17 protein-coding genes, 1 tRNA gene and 1 pseudogene are annotated in these 23,019 nt (G+C 65.5%); 12 read left to right on the forward strand and 7 right to left on the reverse strand.

The window, feature by feature from the left end; all coding sequences use genetic code 11:
* Window positions 1-49: 49 nt before the first annotated feature.
* Both QO033_RS12320 and gyrA read right to left on the reverse strand, forming a co-directional pair.
* Window positions 50-757: a BUD32 family EKC/KEOPS complex subunit gene (locus QO033_RS12320; protein ID WP_284481281.1), complete on the reverse strand. Its 708-nt coding sequence runs from the start codon at window positions 755-757 to the stop codon at window positions 50-52.
* An 82-nt stretch (window positions 758-839) separates the two neighbouring features.
* On the reverse strand, window positions 840-3,545 hold the full coding sequence (gene gyrA / locus QO033_RS12325; RefSeq protein WP_284481282.1) for a DNA gyrase subunit A: 2,706 nt from the start codon (window positions 3,543-3,545) through the stop codon (window positions 840-842).
* A 235-nt stretch (window positions 3,546-3,780) separates the two neighbouring features.
* Between gyrA and QO033_RS12330 the strand changes: the two genes are divergently transcribed.
* The gene (locus QO033_RS12330) at window positions 3,781-4,062 is read left to right on the forward strand and encodes an usg protein (protein ID WP_284481283.1); all 282 of its coding nucleotides are present in this window, start codon (window positions 3,781-3,783) and stop codon (window positions 4,060-4,062) included.
* A gap of 182 nt (window positions 4,063-4,244) precedes the next feature.
* Entirely contained in the window at window positions 4,245-5,306 is a 1,062-nt protein-coding gene (locus QO033_RS12335) for a hypothetical protein (RefSeq protein WP_284481284.1), read from the forward strand.
* Window positions 5,307-5,324: 18 nt separating this feature from the next.
* On the opposite strand, the gene QO033_RS12340 is transcribed toward QO033_RS12335, so the two are convergent.
* Window positions 5,325-6,275 carry a radical SAM protein gene (locus QO033_RS12340; protein WP_284481285.1) on the reverse strand — a complete coding sequence of 317 codons (951 nt, stop codon included), beginning with the start codon at window positions 6,273-6,275 and terminating at the stop codon, window positions 5,325-5,327.
* A gap of 161 nt (window positions 6,276-6,436) precedes the next feature.
* Between QO033_RS12340 and zwf the strand changes: the two genes are divergently transcribed.
* From zwf to pgi, 3 genes are read left to right on the forward strand one after another with little or no spacing between them, the layout of a single operon-like run.
* Window positions 6,437-7,903: a glucose-6-phosphate dehydrogenase gene (gene zwf / locus QO033_RS12345; RefSeq protein ID WP_284481286.1), complete on the forward strand. Its 1,467-nt coding sequence runs from the start codon at window positions 6,437-6,439 to the stop codon at window positions 7,901-7,903.
* A complete protein-coding gene (pgl, locus tag QO033_RS12350; protein ID WP_284481287.1) occupies window positions 7,900-8,571 on the forward strand; it encodes a 6-phosphogluconolactonase in 672 nt (223 codons plus the stop codon). The genes zwf and pgl overlap by 4 nt, the downstream gene beginning before the upstream one ends.
* A gap of 29 nt (window positions 8,572-8,600) precedes the next feature.
* Complete coding sequence (gene pgi / locus QO033_RS12355) at window positions 8,601-10,217, forward strand: glucose-6-phosphate isomerase (RefSeq protein WP_284481288.1); 1,617 nt, start codon at window positions 8,601-8,603, stop codon at window positions 10,215-10,217.
* An 88-nt stretch (window positions 10,218-10,305) separates the two neighbouring features.
* Here the strand turns inward: pgi and QO033_RS12360 are convergent, their stop codons facing one another.
* Entirely contained in the window at window positions 10,306-10,782 is a 477-nt protein-coding gene (locus tag QO033_RS12360) for an acyl-CoA thioesterase (RefSeq protein ID WP_284481289.1), read from the reverse strand.
* 278 nt (window positions 10,783-11,060) lie between these two features.
* Between QO033_RS12360 and QO033_RS12365 the strand changes: the two genes are divergently transcribed.
* Window positions 11,061-12,698 carry a long-chain-fatty-acid--CoA ligase gene (locus tag QO033_RS12365; RefSeq protein ID WP_284481290.1) on the forward strand — a complete coding sequence of 546 codons (1,638 nt, stop codon included), beginning with the start codon at window positions 11,061-11,063 and terminating at the stop codon, window positions 12,696-12,698.
* A gap of 102 nt (window positions 12,699-12,800) precedes the next feature.
* On the opposite strand, the gene QO033_RS12370 is transcribed toward QO033_RS12365, so the two are convergent.
* On the reverse strand, window positions 12,801-13,430 hold the full coding sequence (locus QO033_RS12370) for an MSMEG_1061 family FMN-dependent PPOX-type flavoprotein (protein ID WP_284481291.1): 630 nt from the start codon (window positions 13,428-13,430) through the stop codon (window positions 12,801-12,803).
* Between the two features lie 475 nt (window positions 13,431-13,905).
* Between QO033_RS12370 and QO033_RS12375 the strand changes: the two are divergent.
* From QO033_RS12375 to QO033_RS12385, 3 genes and pseudogenes are all read left to right on the forward strand, one after another.
* Window positions 13,906-14,545, forward strand: a pseudogene (locus QO033_RS12375) (transposase).
* A 217-nt stretch (window positions 14,546-14,762) separates the two neighbouring features.
* Window positions 14,763-16,547, forward strand: a complete 1,785-nt coding sequence (locus QO033_RS12380) for a GAF domain-containing protein (RefSeq protein ID WP_284481292.1) — start codon at window positions 14,763-14,765, stop codon at window positions 16,545-16,547.
* A gap of 175 nt (window positions 16,548-16,722) precedes the next feature.
* On the forward strand, window positions 16,723-16,872 hold the full coding sequence (locus QO033_RS12385; protein WP_284481293.1) for a helix-turn-helix domain-containing protein: 150 nt from the start codon (window positions 16,723-16,725) through the stop codon (window positions 16,870-16,872).
* Between the two features lie 99 nt (window positions 16,873-16,971).
* Here QO033_RS12385 and QO033_RS12390 read toward each other — a convergent pair.
* Both QO033_RS12390 and QO033_RS12395 read right to left on the reverse strand, forming a co-directional pair.
* Window positions 16,972-17,045: transfer RNA gene (locus tag QO033_RS12390), tRNA-Gly, on the reverse strand.
* A gap of 185 nt (window positions 17,046-17,230) precedes the next feature.
* Window positions 17,231-19,267, reverse strand: a complete 2,037-nt coding sequence (locus QO033_RS12395) for an ASKHA domain-containing protein (RefSeq protein WP_284481294.1) — start codon at window positions 19,265-19,267, stop codon at window positions 17,231-17,233.
* 305 nt (window positions 19,268-19,572) lie between these two features.
* On the opposite strand from QO033_RS12395, the gene guaB reads away from it, so the two are divergent.
* From guaB to QO033_RS12410, 3 genes are read left to right on the forward strand one after another with little or no spacing between them, the layout of a single operon-like run.
* Entirely contained in the window at window positions 19,573-21,021 is a 1,449-nt protein-coding gene (gene guaB / locus QO033_RS12400) for an IMP dehydrogenase (RefSeq protein ID WP_284481295.1), read from the forward strand.
* Window positions 21,018-21,818: an MBL fold metallo-hydrolase gene (locus QO033_RS12405; RefSeq protein ID WP_284481296.1), complete on the forward strand. Its 801-nt coding sequence runs from the start codon at window positions 21,018-21,020 to the stop codon at window positions 21,816-21,818. Before guaB ends, QO033_RS12405 begins: the two co-directional genes overlap by 4 nt.
* Window positions 21,815-22,990: an RsmB/NOP family class I SAM-dependent RNA methyltransferase gene (locus QO033_RS12410; RefSeq protein WP_284481297.1), complete on the forward strand. Its 1,176-nt coding sequence runs from the start codon at window positions 21,815-21,817 to the stop codon at window positions 22,988-22,990. The genes QO033_RS12405 and QO033_RS12410 overlap by 4 nt, the downstream gene beginning before the upstream one ends.
* Window positions 22,991-23,019 lie beyond the last annotated feature (29 nt).

Genomic DNA, 23,019 nt, shown 5'->3' on the forward strand with positions numbered 1-23,019 from the left:
GGAGGGCCAGAAGATCATGGCGGTGGGGGTGGCGGAACCGCGACCCGGCTCAGCCGTCGCGGAAGAAGGCGAAAAACGGCGAGATCGCCCGGAACTCCCGCTTGTTGCGCAGAAAGACCAGGAAGGGAGAGAGCATCATCTGCAACCCGCGCAGCCGCAGCGCCCGGCTGCGGGCGCAGGCCCGCGGCCAGACGCCATTGGGGGCTTCGGCGCGATAGGCCTCGCGGGCGGCGATCACCGCCGGCCCGGCGCCGCCGGTCTCTGAAATCGCGCTGAAGAAGAAGACCATGACATCGCGGGCGCAGGCGTCCAGGCCGGCCGGTTCCGCCGGGCTGCGTTCCAGATCGATGAAGACCACCTTGCCGTCCTGCCAGCAGATATCCTTCAACGCTGGCCGGCCGTGGCTGTAGCCGGCGCGGTGAAACCGGCCGAGCGCCCGGGCGGCGTCGATCATCGCGGCGTCGAACACCTCGGGGCGATCCGCAGTCAGGGTCTTCAGCTGGGTCAGGGTGGGGCCGGCATCCAGCGTCACCACGTAATCCGGCCCCTCGTCGAGGATTTCCGGGATCGGCAGCCCCTTGCCCTGCAACGCCCGATAGGCCTGCCGTTCGCGGTCGAAGGCGGCAACGGGATCGCCCTTTTGCAGGCGCATCCGGCCGCTCAGCTGCTCGGGCCGTTTCAGCCAGGCCCGGCGCCCGTCGATCTCCACCGGTTCGACACGGGGCAACGGCGGTGTTTCGGGCTCTGTCTTACGCATCACATATCCTGTCGGCGGCTTTGCCAACGAAAAGGGGCGGGCCCTGAGACCCGCCCGGTACACTTGTTTGCAGCGGGGCAGATCAGCTTTCTGCGTCGCCGGCTTCTTCGTCCTCGCCCTGATCGGCGATCCAGGCGACGCTGACGACTTCCTCGTCGCCGCCGGTGTTGAACACCTTCACCCCGCCGGCGCTGCGCGAACGGAACGAGATGCCCTCGACCGGGACCCGGATCGATTGCCCGGTCGAGGTCGCCAGCATGATCTGGTCGTCCAGCTCCACCGGGAAGGAGGCGACGATGGGCCCGCCGCGCATCGATTTCTCCCAGGCGGCGACGCCCTGGCCGCCACGGCCGCGAACCGGGTAATCATGCGACGAGCTGAGCTTGCCCAGACCGCCGGCGGTGATCGTCAGGATCAGGTTTTCCGCCGCCGACATCTCGGCATAGCGCTCCTGGCTGATGGTGGCGTTGTCGCTGATCGCCTCGTCGTCGCTGTCGCCGTCGTCGGTCAGCCCGGCGACCGCGCGTCGCATCTTCAGATAGGCGCTGCGTTCGTCCGATTCCGCCTCGAAGTGCCGGATCACCGACATCGATACCACCCGGTCGTCGCCATTCAGGCGAATGCCGCGCACCCCGGTGGAATCGCGGCCCTTGAAGATTCGCACGTCGGTCGAGGGGAAACGGATGGCGCGGCCGGAATCGGTGACCAGCATCACGTCTTCCTCCTCGGTGCAGATGCGCACGTTGACCAGCTGAACCGAATTGTCCTCGGGCAGCTTCATCGCGATCTTGCCGTTGCGCTTCACATTGGTGAAATCGCTGAGCGCATTGCGCCGCACGTCGCCGGCGGTGGTGGCGAAGACCACCTGCAGGTCGGCCCATTCCTCCTCGGGGCGGTCCACCGGCATGATCGCGGCGATGGAGACGCCCTGCGGGATCGGCAGGATGTTGACGATCGCCTTGCCCTTGGAGGTGCGCCCGCCGGCGGGAAGGCGCCAGCACTTGAGCTGATAGACCATGCCATCGGTGGTGAAGAACAAAAGCGCGGTATGGGTATTGGCGACGAAGAGCGTGGTGACCACGTCCTCATCCTTGGTCTGCATGCCGCTCAGCCCCTTGCCGCCGCGCTTCTGGGCGCGGAAATCGGCCAGCGGGGTGCGCTTGATATAGCCGCCGGAGGTGACGGTGACGACCATGTCCTCGCGCTCGATCAGGTCCTCGTCTTCCATATCGCCGGACCAGTCGACGATCTCGGTGCGACGGGGCACCGCGAAGAGGTCTTTGACCTCCTGCAGCTCGTTCGAGATGATCTCGAGGATCCGCTCGCGCGAGCCGAGGATTTCCAGGTAGTCCTTGATCTTGGCAGCGAGGTCTTCGAGCTCGTCGGTGATCTCTTTGACACCGAGCTGGGTCAGCCGCTGTAGCCGCAGATCGAGAATGGCACGGGCCTGAAGTTCGGACAGGTTATAGGTCCCGTCGTCGTTCATCGTATGTGTCGGATCGTCGATCAGCCGGATATAGCCGGCGATCTCATGCGCCGGCCAGCGCCGTTCCATCAGCCGCCGCCGGGCCTCGGAGGCATCGGCGGAGGAGCGGATGGTGGCGACCACTTCGTCGACGTTCGATACCGCCACAGCCAGACCGCAGAGGATATGGCTGCGGTCGCGCGCCTTGCGCAGGTCGAAGGCGGTGCGGCGCACCACCACTTCCTCACGGAAATCGAGGAAGGAGGTCAGGAACCGGCGCAGCGTCAGCTGCTCCGGCCGGCCGCCGTTCAGCGCCAGCATGTTGCAGCCGAAGGAGGTCTGCATCGGGCTGAAGCGATAGAGCTGGTTCAGCACCACCTCGGGCGTCGCATCGCGCTTCAGCTCGATGACGACCCGCACCCCGTTGCGGTCGGATTCGTCCTGCACATGGGCCACGCCCTCGATCCGCTTGTCGCGCACCTGTTCGGCGATCTTTTCGATCATCGAGGCCTTGTTGACCTGATAGGGGATCTCCTCGACGATGATCGCGTAGCGATCCTTGCGCAGCTCCTCGATCCGGGTCTTGGCGCGGATGATGACGCTGCCGCGCCCCTCGAGATAGGCCTTGCGCGCGCCGGAGCGGCCCAGCATCAGCCCGCCGGTGGGGAAATCGGGGCCGGGGATATACTGGATCAGCTGTTCGCTGCTCAGATCCGGATCCTGGATCAGTGCCAGGGTGGCATCGACCACCTCGCCCAGGTTGTGCGGCGGGATGTTGGTGGCCATGCCGACGGCGATGCCGCCGGCGCCATTGACCAGCATGTTCGGGAACCGCGCCGGCAGCACCGTGGGTTCGCGGTCCTTGCCGTCGTAGTTGTCCTGGAAGTCGACGGTTTCTTTCTCGATGTCGGCCAGCATGAAGGCGGCCGGCTTGTCCATCCGCACCTCGGTATAGCGCATGGCGGCCGGGCTGTCGCCGTCCATCGAGCCGAAGTTGCCCTGACCGTCCAGCAGTGGCAGCGACATCGAGAAGTCCTGCGCCATCCGCACAAGGGCGTCATAGATCGAGGCATCGCCATGGGGGTGGTATTTCCCCATGGTGTCGCCGACGGGCCGCGCGGACTTGCGATAGGGTTTGTCATGGGTGTTGCCGGTCTCGTGCATCGCGAAGAGGATGCGGCGGTGCACCGGTTTCAGCCCGTCGCGCAGATCGGGGATCGCGCGGGACACGATGACCGACATGGCATAGTCCAGATAGGACGTGCGCATCTCGGATTCGATGGTGACGGTCGGACCGTCGTATTCCGGCCGCTCGGGCGGCATTTCATCCGTATTTTCAGGAGGTTCCGGCGTATCGCTCAAAGCTCGTGCCCGTTTCTTGTGCAGGGTCTATATCTTGTGGGATTACCATAACAGACCCGGCATATAGGGTGCAATGGCCCTTTCCCGAGGAGTTTGGCAGCCGGGCGAGAGGACTGATAACATACTGTTTTTGTTGAAAACGCGGATTTCTGTCGGATCATGGGGGTGGGAAACAGCGAACAGAGGAGAGCCGCGAATGGCGCAACCCGAAGGGATGACCGAAACCGAACTGATGCTGAAGGGTTATGGGCTGACCACGGCCGAGTTCTTCTATCACATGCCCGACTATACCCATGTGCTGAACAGTTTCGTCTGGCAGGATTACGACCTGGCCCCCGATCATCCCAGGTTGTTCCGTTTCGTCGAATTCTGGCAGAAGGAAATCGACGGGCCGCTGCATTCTGTTCGCTTCACCCATCGCCGGATGATCGGCCCCGGCGAATGGCGCAATGTGGTGGGCGAGCTGCCGCTGCACTGAGGCGCGCGCATCGGTGCCGTTCGGGGCGGGGCGGATCGCAGGAGCGGGGGCGCCGCCCCCGCACCCCCGGGATATTTGAGCCAGATCGAAGGGGCCCCTAACCGCGGCTTAACCTCCTGCATGCTTGTGTTGCCTCCGGGCGGCCCATAGGGTCGGCGCAACCAGCAGGAGGGCTTGAGATCATGCGGATTACTTATTCCGGCACGGACCGCGACGACGTGATGTCGGCCACATCGGCCATCCGCGAGAGCCTTTACGGGCTGGGCGGCGACGATGTGTTCTATTTCTACGGCCCCTCCGGCGTCGATCCGGAATACGATGTGTCCGACCGGTTCTTCGGCGGCAACGGCGCGGACCTGCTGCAGAACATCACGCTCGGCTTCGACGGAATCGGCGGGCTGGGGCAGCTGGCGCAGCTGAGTTTCGATGGCGGCCGGGGCTATGATACCCTGGCGGTGACCGTCGCGGCGGATCTCTCGGTCTATGGCGAGAAGGCGGCGGAGATGGACCTGGGGGAGATCGCGCCGCTGTTGCGATCGGTGGAACACCGGGACTATCGGATCAACCTGGGCGCGGTGAATGATGCGCTGCGGGAGCTGACCATCACCGGCAGCGCGCTGGACGAGACGGTGACGCTGTCTCAGACCGCATCGCTGTCGGGGGCGGGGGAGATCACCGTCAGACTGGGCGGCGGTGCCGATGAATTCAATTTCGCCGCGTCGATCTTTGTCGAGACCGCGCTGCTGGTCGATACCGGGCGCGGCGCCGATCTGGTGCGGATGAACGGCTCTGCCACCAGCTATGCCGATGAGTTCACCGCGGTGATCCGCACCCGCGCCGGCGCCGATACCATTGTGCTGGAGGGGATGTATTCGGAGAAGCTGAACGCCGGTGCCGGGGATGACCGGATTTTCGTGCTGACCGGCAGTTTCGCCGAGGCGCCGGATGTGATCCGCACCGGCACCGGCAAGGATCGCGTCTATCTCGAGCTCGACAGTTATTCCAGCGTGGCGAAAATCACCGATTTCTCCGCCCGCTGGGACCGGATCGTCTTCGACGCGGACGAGACCCGCGATACCGGGGTGACCTTCAGTCGCGCGATCTGGACGGCGGCGACGGAGGATGTGCTCTATATGAACAACGCCGCCGGCAAGCTCTATTACGGCGATACCGTGCTGGTGGATTTCGGCGGCGAGACGACGCTGAGCGACAAGAATTTCATCACCGACAGCTGGGATCTGTGACGCCGCGGGCGCGCCGCGTCAGACCGAGCAGCTGGCGCCGCCGAGGACGCAGAACTTGGCGCAATGCGGGTGGTTGAGGGCGACGGCGCGCTCCGCCTCGGCGAGAGTCTCGCCCAGTTCGAACTGCGGGTCGTAGGGGATCAGCGTGCAGGCCAGCACGCTGGGGCGGGCGGCACCGCGGCGCTTGATCACCATCCGTGAGGAGGCGCACATCACCTGATCGGGCGATGTGTTCAGGATGTCCCAGCAGGCGGTGGTGATTTCCGGCACCTCGACGCTGAGGTCCATCTCCGGGAAAAGAAGGGTCTGGCCGGGGTCGGCGGCGTCGATGGCATAGCCGCGGGCGGCGAACAGCGCGGCATAGCCGGCGCGCGCCGTGGCCTCGTCCTCGTGCCAGAGCTGGCGGCCGGCCACTGCCATGCGGATGCCGGTCTCGCGCAGCCAGTCCATGCCCTGCACCGCCCGGTCGAAGCTGCCGGCGCCGCGTTCGCTGTCGTGCCGGGGCGCGGCATAGTGATCGAGGGACACCCGCAGCGTCAGCCGGTCGCCGAAGCGGGCGTTGAGATCGCTGAGCCCGGCCTTCACCCGCGGCCGCATCATCGGCAGCATCGCATTGGTCAGGATCAGCACGGCGAAGCCGCGCGACAGGGCGGTCTCGGCCATGGCGATCATCTGCGGGTTCATGAAGGGCTCGCCGCCGGTGAAGGCGATCTCATGCACGGGCCAGCCGCGCTCCGCCAGCTGGTCGAGATAGCCGGCGACCTCGGCCGCTGTCAGATAGACCAGCGCGTCGTTGCTGGGGCTGCTTTCGATATAGCAATTGGCGCAGGTGATGTTGCAGAGCGTGCCGGTGTTGAACCAGAGCGTTTCCGGATGGCTCAGGGCGACGGTGGCGCGGGGCTGACCGTCGGCGGTGATCCGCGGATCGCGGAACTTGCCGGTGTTGGCGATCTCTGCGTTGTCTTTCATCCTGACATTCCCTTTCGTCAGCGGCAGTTTGATCTAGCCTGAGGGCACAGGAAAGGTAAAACTGGGTCAAAACACCTGACAGAGATGTGACGTGCTGTCACCCCGGCCCCGGACCGTGCTAGGAAGGGGGTGCCGCAGGACGGAACGGCAGGAGGTTCGACATGAAGGCGCGCGCGATACCGGTCGATCCCTTCGATCTGGTGATCTTCGGTGCGACAGGCGATCTGGCGCGGCGCAAGATTCTGCCGGCGCTGTTCAAACGCTATTGCGCCGGCCAGATGGAGCCGGGGGCGCGGGTGATCGGCGCCGCCCGGTCGGAGCTGAGCCAGGAGGAATTCCGCAATCTGGTCCGCGAGAGCGTTGAGGAATTCACCCCCGAACGCGCCCGCCGGCCGGGCATGCTGGCCGGTTTCCTCGATTGCCTGAGCTATCTGCCGGTCGATGCGCGCGGCAGCTCCGGCTGGCCGGAGCTGGCGGCGATGATGACCGGAGACCGGGTGCGGGCGTTCTATTTTTCGGTCGGCCCCAGCCTGTTCGGCGATCTGGCGCGGCGGATCCGCGAATACGGCATGGTCACCGAGCAGACCCGGATCGTGGTGGAGAAACCCTTCGGTCACGATCTGGACAGCGCCCGGGCGCTGAACGCCACCCTGGCGGAGCATTTCGACGAAAGCGTGATCTACCGGATCGACCATTACCTGGGCAAGGAAACGGTGCAGAACCTGATGGTCGTGCGCTTTGGCAACATGCTGTTCGAACCGCTGTGGAACAGCCAGTATGTCGATCACATCCAGATCACCGTGGCCGAGACCGTCGGGGTCGGCGGTCGTGGCGATTATTACGAACGCGCCGGCGCCATGCGCGACATGGTGCAGAACCACCTGATGCAGCTGCTTTGCCTGATCGCGATGGAGCCGCCGGCGAAATTCGATCCCGACGCGGTGCGCGACGAGAAGCTGAAGGTGATCCGCGCCCTGGATGCGGTGAAGCCGCATCATATCGTGCGTGGCCAGTACGTCGCCGATCCGACGCAGCCGCAGCTGGGGCAGGGCTATCGCGAGGAGGTGGGCAATCCGCGCAGCAGCACCGAAAGCTATATCGCGCTGAAGGCGCATATCAGCAACTGGCGGTGGGCCGGTACGCCGTTCTACCTGCGCACCGGCAAACGGCTGGTGGCCCGCTCCTCGGTGATCAACGTGCGGTTCAAGGATGCGCCGCATTCGATCTTCGGCGCCGAGGCCGGGCAGCATTCCAACGTGCTGTCGATCCGGCTGCAGCCGAACGAGGGAATCACGCTGCAGGTGACCATCAAGGAACCCGGCCCGGGCGGCATGCGGCTGGTCGACGTGCCGCTGGACATGAGCTTTGCCGAGGCGCTGGGGCCGGACGGGCGTGATACCGCCGATGCCTATGAACGGCTGATCATGGATGTGATCCGGGGCAATCAGACGCTTTTCATGCGCGGTGACGAGGTCGAGGCCGCCTGGGCCTGGACCGATCCGGTGATCGCGGGCTGGCAATCGCTGGGCGATGTGCCTAAACCCTATACCATCGGCAGCACCGGCCCGCTCGATGCCGATCTGCTGATGCGACGCGATGAACGCAGGTGGCGGGGGATCAACCCATGAAGATCGTCGAATACCCCGACCGGGAGATGCTGGCGATCGATCTGGCCACCCAGCTGGCCGGTGAGCTGAAGATGCATCTGATGGCGCATGAGACCGCGGCGCTGGCGGTGCCCGGCGGCACCACGCCGGGGGCGGTCTTCGATGCGCTCTGCGCCGCCGATCTGGAGTGGGAGCGGGTGCATGTGCTGCCCACCGATGAACGCTGGGTCGCCCCGGATCACCCGCGCTCGAACGGGCGGCTGATCCGCGACCGGCTGATCACCCATCGGGCCGAGCGGGCGGCCTTCCTGCCGCTCTGGGCTCCGGCAGAGACACCGGAACAGGCGCTGGCGGCGATCACCGCGCGGATCGCGCCGGAGTTGCCGATCTCGGTCCTGCTGCTGGGGATGGGCGAGGACATGCACACCGCATCGTTGTTTCCCGGCGCGGCGGGATTGGCCGAGGCACTGGCCGAGGATGCCGCGCCGCTGGCGGTCTTGCGCCCGGACACCGTGCCGGAGGCGCGCATCAGCCTGAGTGCGCCGGTGCTGGCGGGGGCGATGTCGAAACATCTGGTTCTCTATGGTGCTGGCAAGCGCGCCGCGCTAGAAAAGGCCCTGACGCTGCCGCCCGAGGAGGCCCCGGTTCAGGCGATCCTGCAGGGCACGACAGTTCATTGGTCGGATTGATTTCAGTTATAGAATAAAGAGGATATAGGATGTGGGAGGACCTCAAGGTTCTGCACCGGCAGAACCGGGACCGTCACCTGATTGATCTTTTCGCGCAGGATCCCGATCGCGCCGAAACCTACAGCATCGATGGCGCCGACCTGCGCCTCGATCTCTCCAAGACACAGATCGATGCGCCGGTTCTCGCCGCGCTGACGGCACTTTGCGATGTCTCCGGTCTGGCGGCGCGGCGCGCGGCGATGTTCTCGGGCGAGAAGATCAACGAGACCGAGGGGCGGGCGGTGCTGCATACCGCGCTGCGTCGCTCCGACGACAGCCGGGTTCTGGTCGATGGTGCCGATGTGATGCCGGCGGTGCGCGAGACGCTCGACCGCATGGCCGCCTTCGCCGAGGCGGTGCGCAGCGGCCGGCTGGGCGGTGTGGGCGGTTCGATCACCGATGTGGTCAGCATCGGCATCGGCGGCTCCGACCTCGGGCCGGTGATGGCGACCCTGGCACTGGCACCCTACAGCGACGGGCCGCGGCTGCATTACGTGTCCAACGTCGACAGCGCCCATATCGCCGATACGCTGAAATCGCTCGATCCGACGCGAACGCTGATCAACGTCGCCTCCAAGACCTTCACCACGGTGGAGACGATGACCAATGCCCGCACCGCGCGCGACTGGATGGTCGCTGGCGGCGGCGATCCGGCGCGGCAGTTCTCGGCGATTTCCACCGCGCTCGACCTGGCGGCGGAGTTCGGCATTCCGGCTGATCACGTCTTCGGCTTCAGCGACTGGGTCGGTGGCCGGTTCTCGCTCTGGGGGCCGATCGGCCTGCCGGTGATGCTGGCGGTGGGGGCGGGGAATTTCCGCGCCATGCTGGCCGGCGGCGAGGCGATGGACCGGCATTTCCAGACTGCGCCCTGGGCGCGGAACCTGCCGGTGCTGCTGGCGCTGGTCGGGCTCTGGCACAGCCATGTCTGCGGCTACCCGAGCCGCGCCGTCCTGCCCTATGAACAGCGCCTGGCGCGGCTGCCGGCCTATCTGCAGCAGCTGGAGATGGAATCGAACGGCAAATCGGTGGCGATGGACGGCAGCGATGTCGATGGGCCAACCGGCGCCATCGTCTGGGGCGAGCCGGGCACCAACGGCCAGCACGCTTTCTTCCAACTGCTGCATCAGGGCACGGCAGTGGTGCCCTGCGAATTCATCGTCGGCGCCCGTGGTCACGAAGCGGACCTGGCCGATCATCACCGGCTGCTGGTCGCCAACTGCCTGGCGCAGTCGCAGGCGCTGATGACCGGTCGCGGGCTGGAGGAGGCGCGCGCCAAGGCGGCGGCGGCCGGCTTCACCGGCGCGGAACTGGAACGGCAGGCGCGGCACCGGGTGTTCCCGGGCAACCGCCCCTCGGTCACGCTGGTCTATCCGCAGCTGACCCCGGCGGTGCTGGGCCAGATCGTGGCACTCTACGAACATCGGGTCTTCGCCGAAGGGGTGATCCTGGGCATCAACTCCTTCGATCAGTTCGGCGTCGAGCTGGGCAAGGAAATCGCCACCTCGCTGGGGCCGCTGCTGGCCGAGGGGGGCAGCACCGCGGCGCTCGACGGCTCCACCGCGGCGCTGATCGGCTATCTGCGCGAGCACGGCTGCTGCGTGGTCTGAGCCGGCACTGACAGACCCCGGGCAGCTGGCTGCCCGGGCCCCGGTCTCTCGGGCCTCCCTGAGGCCGGTCCTTACCTGAAGCCTGCCCTCAGGCGTCGGCGCGGGCGCCCTCGACCTCGATCATATGGGCGCGCAGCGCCTCGGGCACCGGATAGCGGCCCTTGCCGTCCGGCGTCTGCATCACCGCCACCAGCTTCAGCGTCGCCCTGAGATCGCCCGACCAGATCTGCTGATCGAGTACGATAGAACTGGTTCGGAAGCTCTCTGCCCGCGAGGTGACGATGTAGGATTCATTTTCCTTCATCTCTTTCAGATAGCGGATGGTGGCGCTGTGCACCGCCACGCGCGGGCGCGGCAGATCGACGAAGAAGCGGCGCCAGACCTGGAACATATGTTCGACGCGGGCGCGTTCGAACCAGTCCATATAGGCCTTGTTGTTGACGTGGTTCTGGGTGTCCAGTTCGGAAAACCGCACCCGGTCGGCGATCGCCAGCGGTTGCGGGGCGCTCAGACCGTGAGCCAGTTGCTCCTCGGCCGTCAGCGGGGTGAGATAACGCAGGTTCATGGCGGTTTGCTACTGGTCTGACCGCTTCGGGACAAGAGGATTTCTGCGTTGCGGCATCGGTTCCTCGGGTGACGGAAGGGCAGCGAATGTTCCGCGGGCAATGACGTTTTCTTGCTGTTGTGCCCGTACGTCGCTTATTGCCAAGCCCCCGGCGGATTTGGCAGGACTCCGGTATGGGAGGAGGGGACTGCGGTGGTGGAGAATGCCGCGATTTCTTCCTCATAAGACGGATGGATGACGGGCCATCGCCCGCTCCGAATACATAGGAGGAGTCTGCCATGCTGGGTCAGATGATGACCAAACCCCTGCTGATCTCGTCGCTGATCGAGCACGCTGCGCGCTATCACGGCGACACGCCGATCGTGTCGGTGAACACCACGGGGGGCGGTGTCGAACACACCACCTGGGGCACGGTGGCGATGAATGCGCGCAAGCTCGGCTCGGTGCTGAGCAAGATGGGTCTCGACCCGCAGGACCGCGTCGCCACCATCGCCTGGAACAACCGCCGGCACCTGGAAATCTATTACGGCGTCTCGGGGGCGGGCTTCGTCTGCCACACCATCAACCCGCGCCTGTTCCCCGAACAGCTGGTCTATATCGTCAATCACGCTGAGGATAAGATCCTCTTCATCGAAGAGACCTTCCTGCCGCTGGCGATCAAGCTGCGCGATCAGATGCCGACGCTGGAACACATCGTGATGATGGGGCCGCGCAACGACGCACTCGCCGCCGAACACGACTGGCTGGAGTTCTACGACGATTTCATCGCGCCGGGCGACATGCATTTCGCGTGGCCGGAGTTTGACGAGAACACCGCCTCCAGCCTGTGCTACACCTCCGGGACCACGGGGCATCCGAAGGGCGTGCTCTATTCCCACCGCTCGACCGTGCTGCACAGCTTTTCGACCAATTCGCGCGATGTGATCGGCTATTCGGCCGCCGATGTGGTGATGCCGGTGGTGCCGATGTTCCACGTCAACGCCTGGGGCGCGCCCTATGGCTGTGCGATGTCGGGCAGCGCGCTGGCGATGCCGGGGCCGGACCTGCATGGCGAGGCGCTGGTCAAGCTGATCGACAATCACGGCGTCACCTGCGCCATGGGGGTGCCAACGATCTGGCTGGGGCTCTTGGCCTATGCCAAGAAATCGGGATCGCGGCTGGAAAGCCTGGAACGCACGGTGATCGGCGGCTCTGCCTGCCCGCCGTCGATGATCGAGGAATTCCGCGAACTCTACGGCGTCGACACCATCCACGCCTGGGGGATGACGGAGCTGAGCCCGCTGGGATCGGCCAACCATCCGCTGGCCAAGCACAAGGCGCTGCCGCCGGAAGAGCAGCAGCGGCTGCGCGAAAACCAGGGCCGTCCGCCCTTCGGCATCGACCTGAAGATCGTCGACGACGATTATCACGATCTGCCGATGGACGGGGTGTTGCAGGGCGACCTGCTGGTGCAGGGTCACTGGGTACTCAACAGCTACTTCCGCATGGAAGAGACCGAGATCCTGCATGACGGCTGGTTCGCCACCGGCGATGTCTCGACCCTCGATCCGAACGGCTACATGACCATCCGCGACCGCTCCAAGGATATCATCAAATCGGGCGGCGAATGGATCAGCTCGGTCGAGCTGGAGAATATCGCCGTTGGCCATCCGAAACTGGCCAATGCGGCGGTGATTGGCGTCGAGCATCCGAAGTGGGACGAACGCCCGGTTCTGATCGCGGTGCCGGCCGAGGGCGAAACCCCGACGGCGGAGGAGCTGCTGGCCTATTACGACGGCAAGATCGCCAACTGGCAGGTGCCGGATATGGTGATCTTCACCGATGCGCTGCCGCTGAACGCCACCGGCAAGGTGCTCAAGCGCACCCTGCGCGATCAGTACAAACATGTGCTGGTGGAAGCCGCCGAAGCCGGCTGATCGGCGGCGAACGCGCGTGATGGTATCGAAAGGCGGGCAAGGCCCGCCTTTCTGCGTCTTGGTCCCTGACCGGTGGTGAGGTCCGATACGGTTCTCCGGGGCTCAGTACAGCCGGGCGCGCTCATCGGCGCTGTGATCCTCCTGCACCTCGTCCAGGGTCTGGTCGCAGTCGACCGTGGCAATGACCCATTCGGCCAGGGTCGGCGCGCTCTTGCGGGCGGGCCAGTGGTCGGGATGCCAGAGACGGGACCGGATGAACGCCTTGGAGCAATGCATGAAGGCCTCCTCCACATCGACGACGAGCGCCAGCAGCGGCTCCTTGCCATTGACCGCGTGACGCTTGCTGATGGCGGCATCCCGGACGATCCGCGCCTTGCCGGCGATGCGCAGGGTGTCGCCATGTCCCGGCACCACGAACAGGAGCGCCACGTTGGGATCCTCCAGCAGGTTGTGAAAGCCGTCGACGCGATGATTGCCCAGCCGGTCCGGAATGATCAGCGTCCTGTCGTCGTAGACCTCGACAAACCCCGCCGGATCGCCCCTGGGGGAGACATCGATCAGCCCGTCGGAGGCCTTGGTGGCGATGATGACCATCGGCGCCTGCGCGATGAACTGCCGCGCCACATCGTTGAGCCGGTCAGTCACCTTGAGAAAGGTATTGGTGAACCCCTCGGTGGGAAGCAGTTCCCGGAGGCGGTCGAGGCTGGTGATCTGTTCATCGACTGAAAGCATACGGTCTCTCCAAAATCCTGTCCGGCGCATTCCAGGGCGCGGGCCGGGGCGCGGGTCTGTGCCCGGGACCAGCCTAGCACCTTTGTGGCCGTCTGTCCGGTGCCGGGGGAAGAGCGCGCATCGCCCCGAGGCAGGATTGGGCGCCGATGGGCTGGAGTGTCGGAATTCTGTGCGCGCTCCGGGCAGCCCGGAGCGCACGGCCGCCTCTCGCCCGAAGGGCCTGCCCGGATCAGCTGTGGACCCGTCGGCGCCACGCCACCCGACCGCCTCTGCGCCGCAGACCTCCGCCTTGCGTTGGCGCGAAGGCTGGTGGGGGAGGCCGGCAAGCGAGGATAAGGCCTCCGCTCCCAGCTTTCCGTCATGGCTCTGCGAAACCTAGGCTGAGGAGGCAGTGATTTTGGTTGCTCTGCATGATTCACGGCTCCGAAACCTGAGCGGTGGCAGGCGTGATCTTTCTTGGCTGACCGACGCGCAGATGGCGCGTCTGGCCCCCTTCTTGCTGAAGTCGCACGGAACGCCCTGGGTTGACGACAGGCGCGTGCTGAGCGGGGTTATCCTCATCAACCGCAATGGCTTGCGCTGGCGAGACGCTCCTGCGGTCTATGCCCCGCAGAAGATGCTCAACATCTGGTGGACGCGCAGACGCGAGCCAGGCCGCTTCGCGCGGGTGCTGGCTGGGCCGACTGCCGACCACGGCGACAAGAAGACCGTGATGATCGATGCGTCCTGCCCGAAGGCGCACTGCACGGCATCCAGCCTGTGCGTCAAAAGAGGCGCGGTCGCCTGATCCGCTGCCCGGCAGGCGACCATATCGGAGCGCGGGCACTGCTCCGCAGCTTTCCAAATGTCGACTGGCAGCTCGGGGATCGCGGCTACGACGCGGTTGGCTGCGAGAAGCGTTGCAAGACAAAGGGATACGCGTCTGTGTACCCGGGAGAAAGCAACGCAAGACCCCCATCAAGGACGACAAGCGCCGGCACAAACTGAGAAATCGTATCGAGATCATGTCCGGCAGGCTCAAGGACTGGCGGCGCGTGGCAACCCACTATGACCGGCGTCCGATGGTTTTTCTCTCAGTTATCGCTCTCGCAGCAATCGTCATCCACTGGTCATGAATCCTGACCGCAAGGCATAGCAAACGCCGATTTCGGCCCTGAGCCGCCCGTCGTTGCCATGTGCATCTCTGTTGCGCAGTTTTCCCAGACCTGACCACCCCCGGCGGAACCGCTTCTCGACCATTGCTTATGGCAAATGGCGCCTCGTTTGTTCTAACATCGATGAGGATCCTCGAGTTTTCGGAGCCTTTTGACGGAAATGTCGGACACACCCTCTATGGACGATGCGTTGGCTCGGGGTGAAGCTCGCGAAGCCGCTCTTCAAGACGTGTTGTCTCTCATTCAACTGGGGCGTGGCGACGTACAGCCGGTTCTGGATGCGGTGGCAAGACATGCGACCAAACTGTGTATCGCTGACTTCTGCAACCTGTGGCGCATCGAGGGAGAGATGTTGCACCATGCTGCAACCTATGGGTTTCCAGAGCATGAGCTAACGGGCTATCTGGCTGATTTTCCGAAAATCATGCCGGCGGGATCGGCCAGCCGCCAGGTTTGGGAGACTGGAAAGACGACGCATATTAAGCAGGCCATCGCGCCGGATTATGCCGATAGAGACCTGGCAAAGATCTATGATTTTGAAGAGGTCCTTGGCGTCCCGATCCCCTTCCAGGGGCAGGTTTGGGGCACAATCGTTCTTGGGTTTCGCGCCGAAAACCGCCCGACAAAAGTGGAAATCAGGCTGGTGGAAACCTTTGCGGAGCAGGTTAGCATCGCGATCCAAAATGCCGCGCTTTTGAACCGGACACGCGAAACCCTCGAACAGCAAACAGCGACAGCCGAGGTCCTGGAGATAATCAGCCAAAGCCGGGACAACGAACGGCCGGTTTTTGATGCCATCCTCAAGCGTGCATGCGCGCTTTGCAATGCGCCGCTTTCCGGGCTGATCCTGGGAACGTCAGAGGATGATGTGCAGGTGTTGGCGGCACACAACGGCATGTTTCGAGAGGCCATTGAGCTCTTCGAGACGGGCCAGATGAGGATGGATGGTTCCTTGTCCTATGCTGCGAAGTCGATCATCGAAGGACATTTGATTGCGCACGACGACATGGGTGAAAGCGAACTCTACGCCGCAGGCAGTCCGATTGTCCGCTCCATGGTCGACGCCTCGAACATTCGCAGCGTGCTGTTCGTTCCTTTGATGAAGGACGGCGCCGCACTTGGAACGCTGACAATGTTTCGCCGGGAGGTCCGGGCATTCGACGCACAGGAAATCGCATTGGTCGAGAGCTTCGCGGCGCAGGCCGTCATCGCGATAGAGAATGTTCGCCAGTTCCGGGCACTGGAAAATCTGAACGCGGAACTTGGCGACAGGGTTGCCCGACAGGTCAACGAGCTCGAACGCCTGAGCCGATTGAAAAGGTTCCTGCCCGCCGCAGTTGCCGACACCGTGATTTCCCAAGGCTCGGATAGGCTGCTGTCGAGCCATCGCGCCCTGCTCGGCGTGCTCTTTTGCGACATTCGGGGGTTCACCGCCTTTTGCGAAACTGCAGAGCCCGAAGAAACCATAGAGGTACTTCAAACCTACCATCGGGAAATGGGCCGCTTGATCAACGAACACGGCGCGGGTGTGGATCATCGATCCGGCGACGGAATCATGGTCCTCTTCAATGATCCTCTGCCTTGCGACGAGCCGGCCGGAAACGCGGTCCGCCTTGCACTTGCTATGCGGTCTCGCATGGAAGAACTCTGCATTTCCTGGAAACGCTTGGGGCATCGCCTTGGGTTCGGCGTGGGGGTTTCTTTGGGATATGCGACGGTTGGTATGGTGGGATACGAGGGGCGATACGACTACACGGCCTCGGGGACGGCGGTAAACCTGGCCGCTCGTCTATGCGATCATGCTGATGATGGTGAAATCCTGCTGTCACCACGTGCCGCCATCGCAATTGAAAACGAGTTCCAGACCGTGACTGTCGGAAAGCTGGCGCTAAAAGGCATTCGAGAGCCGGTTGAGGTATTTCGTCTGGACGGTCTCCAGTCGCTTTCGGGTCCCCGTTCATAGCGGACGGCCCATAGCTGGCAGTTCTGCCATTCTCAGCAAACGCGACGACGCAGGTGCGAGATGAATGGCCCCAGGTTTGTTTTGGCCTGGCTGTCCGCCTCGATTAGTAAATGTGCGAAGCCGCCGGCAGAGGGGGGAGAAGCGGCACGAGCACTGAACTCCGAACCCGAGGGGCATGAAGCTGTCGGACGCCACGCGCGTCTATGGTCTCTCCCGCACGACGTTCTATCGGATGATCGGCAAGGGGAAGCTGTCGGCGCGCAAGGTCGAGGGCTCGACCATGCTGAGTATCGCGGAGCTGGACGGTATTTTTCGGGCCGAATAGGCAGCGGCCTATAGGCAATCAAGTGGGGGGCTAAGTGGGGGGCTGGTAAAACAGCCCTCATTTATTTTACTTATTTATCAAGAACTTAAGGGGAGATTTTGGAGCGGGTAACGGGAATCGAACCCGTAACTTAAGCTTGGGAAGCTCGCGTGATACCTTTTCACCATACCCGCGCTCTGGAGCGTCTGGATAATCGCGGCCCGCGGGCACGTCAAGGGCCGAGGCGCGGGTTTCGCGCGGAAATTGCCCGGGGGCCGTCACCGTCTTGACAGCAGATACCGCCATCACCCCTCCGGGCGCGGCGGTGGCTTCTTCTCTGCGAAAATACTCTCGCCGAAGGCGCGCGCCAGAGGCGCGCTCAACTCCGTTTGCGACGCCGGCGTCCGCCGCTGTCGGGGCCGGCGTTGAAGCTGACCTCGGGCAGGGTGACGACACGGGCAAGCTCAGGGAAGGGATCGCTGAAATGCGGGATCGCATTGGCGGCGACGAAATGCTCCTGAAACTTCGGCGCGATGGCGGTTTCGACCTTGGTGATCTGCCGCACCACCCGTTCGATCTCTGCCCGCGCGGCGATGTTGCACAGCGCGATGCGGGCACCGGTGCCGGCGGCATTGCCGGCGCTGGTGACCTTTTCCAGCGGGGCGTCGGGGATCATCCCCAGTACCATCGCGTGCCGGGTGGAGATATGGGCGCCGAAGGCGCCGGCCAGCACGATGCGATCCACCCGCTCGACTCCCATTTCGTCCATCAGCAGTCGCGCCCCGGCATAAAGCGCCGATTTGGCCAGCTGGATGGCGCGGATATCGCCCTGGGTGACGGTGATGCGCGGGCCGCCCTCGGCGCTGGCGTCATGCAGCAGATAGGCGTGGGTGCGTCCCTCGGGCAGCGACCGCGGGCTGCCGGTCTGTTCCGCCGAGCCGATCAGCCCGGAGGCATCCAGAAGCCCGGCCATCCGCATCTCCGCCACCGCCTCGATGATGCCCGATCCGCAGATGCCGGTGATGCCGGTGGCGGCGGTCGCCTCGGCAAAGCCGTCTTCGTTCGACCACAGATCGCAGCCGATGACGCGGAAGCGCGGCTCCTTGCTGACCGGATCGATCTCGACCCGCTCGATGGCGCCGGGGGCGGCGCGCTGGCCGGCGCTGATCTGGGCGCCTTCAAAGGCCGGCCCGGTCGGCGACGAGCAGGCCAGAACCCGTGACCGGTTGCCCAGAAGCAGTTCGGCATTGGTGCCGACATCGACGATCAGCACCAGATCGTCGGAGTTCTGCGGCTCCTCCGCCAGCGCGACGGCGGCGGCATCGGCGCCGACATGGCCGGCGATGCAGGGCAGGATATAGACCCGGGCGCGCGGGTTGATCGCCGTCAGATCCAGCGCGGCGGCGCCGAGGTGCAGCGCCTCGGCGGTGGCCAGCGCGAAGGGCGCCTGGCCCAGTTCCACCGGATCGACCCCGAGCAGCAGGTGGTGCATCACCGGGTTGCAGACGAAAACGGTCTCCACGATCAGCTCCGGCGCGATCTTCGCCTGGGTGGCGAGATCGCCGGCCAGATCGTTCAACGCCGCGCGCACCGCCGCCGTCATCTCCGCCGCGCCGCCGGGATTCATCATCGCATAGGAGACCCGGCTCATCAGATCCTCGCCGAAGCGGATCTGCGGGTTCATCAGCCCGGCCGAGGCGATGACGGCGCCGGTTTCCAGATCGGTCAGATGCGCCGCGATGGTGGTGGAGCCGAGATCGATCGCCAGCCCGAACAGCCCGCCTTCGTGCAGCCCGGGCCAGAGGTCGAGAATGCGGGCGCTGCCGCCCCGGTGATCGCGGTGGAGCGCCACGGTCACCTGCCAGCCGCCCTTGCGCAGCACCTTCTGCAGCTTGCTCAGAAGACTGAGGTCAGCCTCGACCGCGTCGATGTCCCATTGTTCCTTCAGCGCCCGCTCCAGCCGCTCCAGATCGCCGGTGGGGGAGTGCATGTCGGGCTCCTCCACGTCGACGAGGCAGAGCCGTGTCGCCGGATCCATCGCCACCGCCCGGGTGGAGGCCGCCTTGCGCACCACCTGCCGGTGGACCTGGCTTTCGGGCGGCACATCGATCACCACATCGCCCTGAACCGTGGCCTGACAGCCCAGCCGGCGCCCGGGTTTCAGCCCACGCTTGTCGTCATAGCGCTGCTCGACCGCGTTCCACGCCGACAGCGCGTCTTCTGCCACATGCACCCCGTGTTTCGGGAATTCCCCATAGGCGGGGGTGATCTGGCATTTCGAGCAGATGCCGCGACCGCCGCAGACGGAATCGAGATCGACGCCGAGCTGACGCGCTGCGCTCAGCACCGGGGTGCCGACGGGGAACCGCCCCCGTTTGCCGGAGGGGGTGAAGATGACAAGCGGATCCTGGGACATGCGCGTTCCTTCTTTTACGGGCCAGACTAGGGCGCGCCGGGCGGCGGCACTGTCGGGTTTGCGTCCCTTTGGGGTCAGCGGGCGACCTTCCTCCGGGGCGGCGGCGATCCCGCGGGACGGTGGCAGGGACCGGGGCCGCAGGGGCTGCGGCCGGAATTTCGCCGCCTGTCACGGCGTTTGGCGCAGATCGGCTTTGCGCGCAAGACGGTCGTTCGGGCCGGGGGAACCGGCGAATTGGCCTTTTCACCTCCCCCCATCCATGCAATAGGGAAGCGCCAAACGAACCCACCCCCTGGAGATGTCCGATGGAGATTCGTGAGGCCCTGACCTTCGATGACGTATTGCTTGTTCCGGCGGCCTCGTCGGTGTTGCCGTCCACGGCGATTACCGCGACGCATGTGACCCGCCGCATCAGCATGAATATCCCGCTTTTGTCCAGTGCCATGGACACGGTGACCGAGGCCCGCATGGCGATTGCCATGGCGCAGGCCGGCGGCATCGGGGTGATCCACAAGAACCTCGACGCGCTGGCCCAGGCCGAAGAGGTCCGCCGGGTCAAACGCTTCGAAAGCGGCATCGTCTACAACCCCATCACCCTGACGCCGAACCAGACACTCGCCGATGCCAAGGCGCTGAGCGAGCGTTACGGCTTCACCGGTTTTCCGGTGGTCGATGAGGCCGGCCGCGTGGTGGGTATCGTCACCAACCGCGACATGCGCTTCGCCCGCGACGACGACACGCCGGTTCACGCCATGATGACCGGTGACAATCTGGCGATCCTGAAGGAGCCGGCGGATCGCGAAGAGGCGATCAGCCTGATGAAGGAGCGCCGCATCGAAAAGCTGCTGGTCACCGACGGCGAGGGCAAGCTGACCGGTCTGCTCACTCTGAAGGACACCGAAAAGGCGGTTCTGAACCCCACGGCCTGTAAGGACGAACTGGGCCGGCTGCGGGTGGCCGCGGCGACCTCGGTCGGCGATGCCGGCTTCGAGCGGTCCGAGGCGCTGATCGACGCCGGTGTCGATATTCTGGTGATCGATACCGCACATGGCCATTCCGCCGGCGTGCTGGATGCGGTGACCCGGGCCAAGACACTGTCGAACGACGTGCAGATCATCGCCGGCAACGTCGCCACCTCCGAAGCGACCCGGGCGCTGATCGGGGCCGGCGCCGATGCGGTCAAGGTGGGGATCGGGCCGGGCTCGATCTGCACCACCCGCATGGTCGCCGGCGTCGGCGTGCCGCAGCTGACCGCGATCATGGATTGCGCCGCGGCGGCCGGCGATGTGCCGGTGATCGCCGATGGCGGCATCAAGTTCTCCGGCGATTTCGCCAAGGCGATCGCCGCCGGCGCTTCCTGCGCCATGGTCGGCAGCATGATCGCCGGCACCGATGAAAGCCCGGGCGAGGTCATCCTCTATCAGGGCCGGTCGTTCAAATCCTATCGTGGCATGGGCTCGCTCGGGGCGATGGCGCGCGGCTCGGCCGACCGCTATTTCCAGAAGGATGCCGCCAGTGACAAGCTGGTGCCCGAAGGGATCGAGGGCCAGGTGCCCTACAAGGGGCCGGCGGGCGCGGTGATCCACCAGCTGGTCGGCGGCTTGCGGGCGGCCATGGGCTATACCGGCAACGGCACCATCGAAGAGATGCGCAAGAACTGCCGCTTCGTGAAGATCACCGGCGCCGGGTTGAGCGAAAGCCACGTCCACGACGTGCAGATCACCCGCGAAAGCCCGAACTACCGGATCGGATGACCCGCATGGTGGAGGGGATCGCGCAGCTGTCGGTGGCCCGAACCGAGGTGTTCTGTCTGACCGACGGGCGGATCGACCTGGGCACGGAGGTGTTTCCCGAGGTCGATCCGGCGCGGCGCGAGGCAGCCCATCCCGGCAGCGTGCAGGTGGCGGTGAACTGCCACCTGCTGCGCCACGCCGACGGCCAGCTCGATCTGGTCGACACCGGCTGCGGTCCGGCGATCTATGACGGGGCCGGTGGCCGGCTGATCGCCCGTCTGGCCGAACTCGGCATCGCGCCGGAGCAGATCGACCGTATCCTCTTCACCCATCTGCATGGCGATCATGCCGCGGGCGCACTGACGCCCGACGGCAGCCTGATGTTTCCCCGCGCGCGGATCGTGATGCAGGCGGCGGAGCGGGCCTATTGGCAGGATCGGCCCGACAGCGCCGGCGGCCGGCTGCTGGCGGCGGCGGCCGACCGGATCACCACCGTCGGCCCGGACGCCGATCTGGGGCAGGGGGTCAGCGCCTGGTCGCTGCCCGGCCATACGCCCGGGCATATGGGGCTGATGATCGGCGGGCAACTGGCGCTGATCGGCGACGTCGCGCATTCCTATGCGCTGCAACTGCCCGATCCGGCGGTGCATACCCGATACGACATTGACAGCGCCGTGGCCGATGCCAGCCGTCTGGCCGCCTTCGACCGGATTGCCGCCGCCGGGCTGATCTTCAGCGGCAGCCATCTGCCGGGACCGGAGAAATTCCTCCGCCTGGCCGCCCTGGACGGCGGCGGGTTCCGGAGCCTGCCGCAATGACCCCGGCCGCGCGGGTCGCCGCCGCAATCGAGGTGCTGGACGAGATCCTGGCCGGCAAGGCCGCTGAACAGGCGCTGACCGGCTGGGCCCGGCGCAGCCGTTTCGCCGGATCGAAGGATCGCGCCGCGATCCGCGATCATGTCTTCGACGTGCTGCGCGCGCGCCGTTCTCTGGCTGCGCGCGGCGGGGTGGAGACCGGGCGCGGGCTGATGCTGGGGCTGCTGCGGCGCGACGGCCCGGCGCCGGAGACGCTGTTCACCGGCGAGGGCCATGCTCCGGCGCCGCTGGGACCCCTGGACGGCGCGGGTCACAGCCCGGCACCGGGGCCGGAGGCGCTGGATATCCCCGACTGGCTCTGGCCAGCCTTCTCGGCCAGCCTCGGGGCGGAGGCGGAGCCCGCCGCCCGCGCCCTGCAGAACCGCGCGCCGGTGCATCTGCGGGTCAATCTGTCGAAAACCGATCTGGCCGGTGCCCTGGCGGCTCTGGCCGAGGACGGTATCCTCTGCCAGCCGCATCCGGCGGCGGCGACGGCGCTGGAGGTGACCGAGGGCGCCCGGCGCATCCGCAATGCCGCCGCCTATCTTGACGGTCGGGTGGAGCTGCAGGATGCGGCGAGCCAGGCCGTGGTGGCGGCGCTGCCGCTGCGTGAGGGGCAGCGGGTTCTGGACTATTGCGCCGGCGGCGGCGGCAAGACGCTGGCAATGGCGGCACTGGCCGATGTGACGCTTTTCGCCCATGACGCGGCACCGCGCCGGATGCGCGATCTGCCGGCGCGGGCGGCACGCGCGGGCGCCCGCGTGACGCTGCTGGAGGGGGCCGAGGTCGACCGCGCGGCGCCTTATGATCTCGTGCTCTGCGATGTGCCCTGTTCCGGGAGCGGGTCCTGGCGGCGGGCGCCGGAGGGCAAATGGCTGCTGACGCCGGAGGGGCTCTCCGCCCTCAACGCCACCCAGGACAGCATCCTCGACCGGGCCGCCGGACTGGTGGCGCCGGGCGGCACGCTGGCCTATGCCACCTGTTCGCAGCTCGATTGCGAAAACGGCGACCGGATCGCGGCGTTTCTGGCACGCCACGGCGGCTGGCACTGCGAGGAACGGCAGCGCTGGTCGGTGGCCGAGGGGGCCGATGGGTTCTTTGCCGCCCACTTGACCCGGGACCGGCTTGGCTCATAATCGCCTTCGGGTGGAAAAGAACAGCGTTA

Source organism: Pseudodonghicola flavimaris, assembly GCF_030164425.1.
Classification (GTDB): domain Bacteria; phylum Pseudomonadota; class Alphaproteobacteria; order Rhodobacterales; family Rhodobacteraceae; genus Pseudodonghicola; species Pseudodonghicola flavimaris.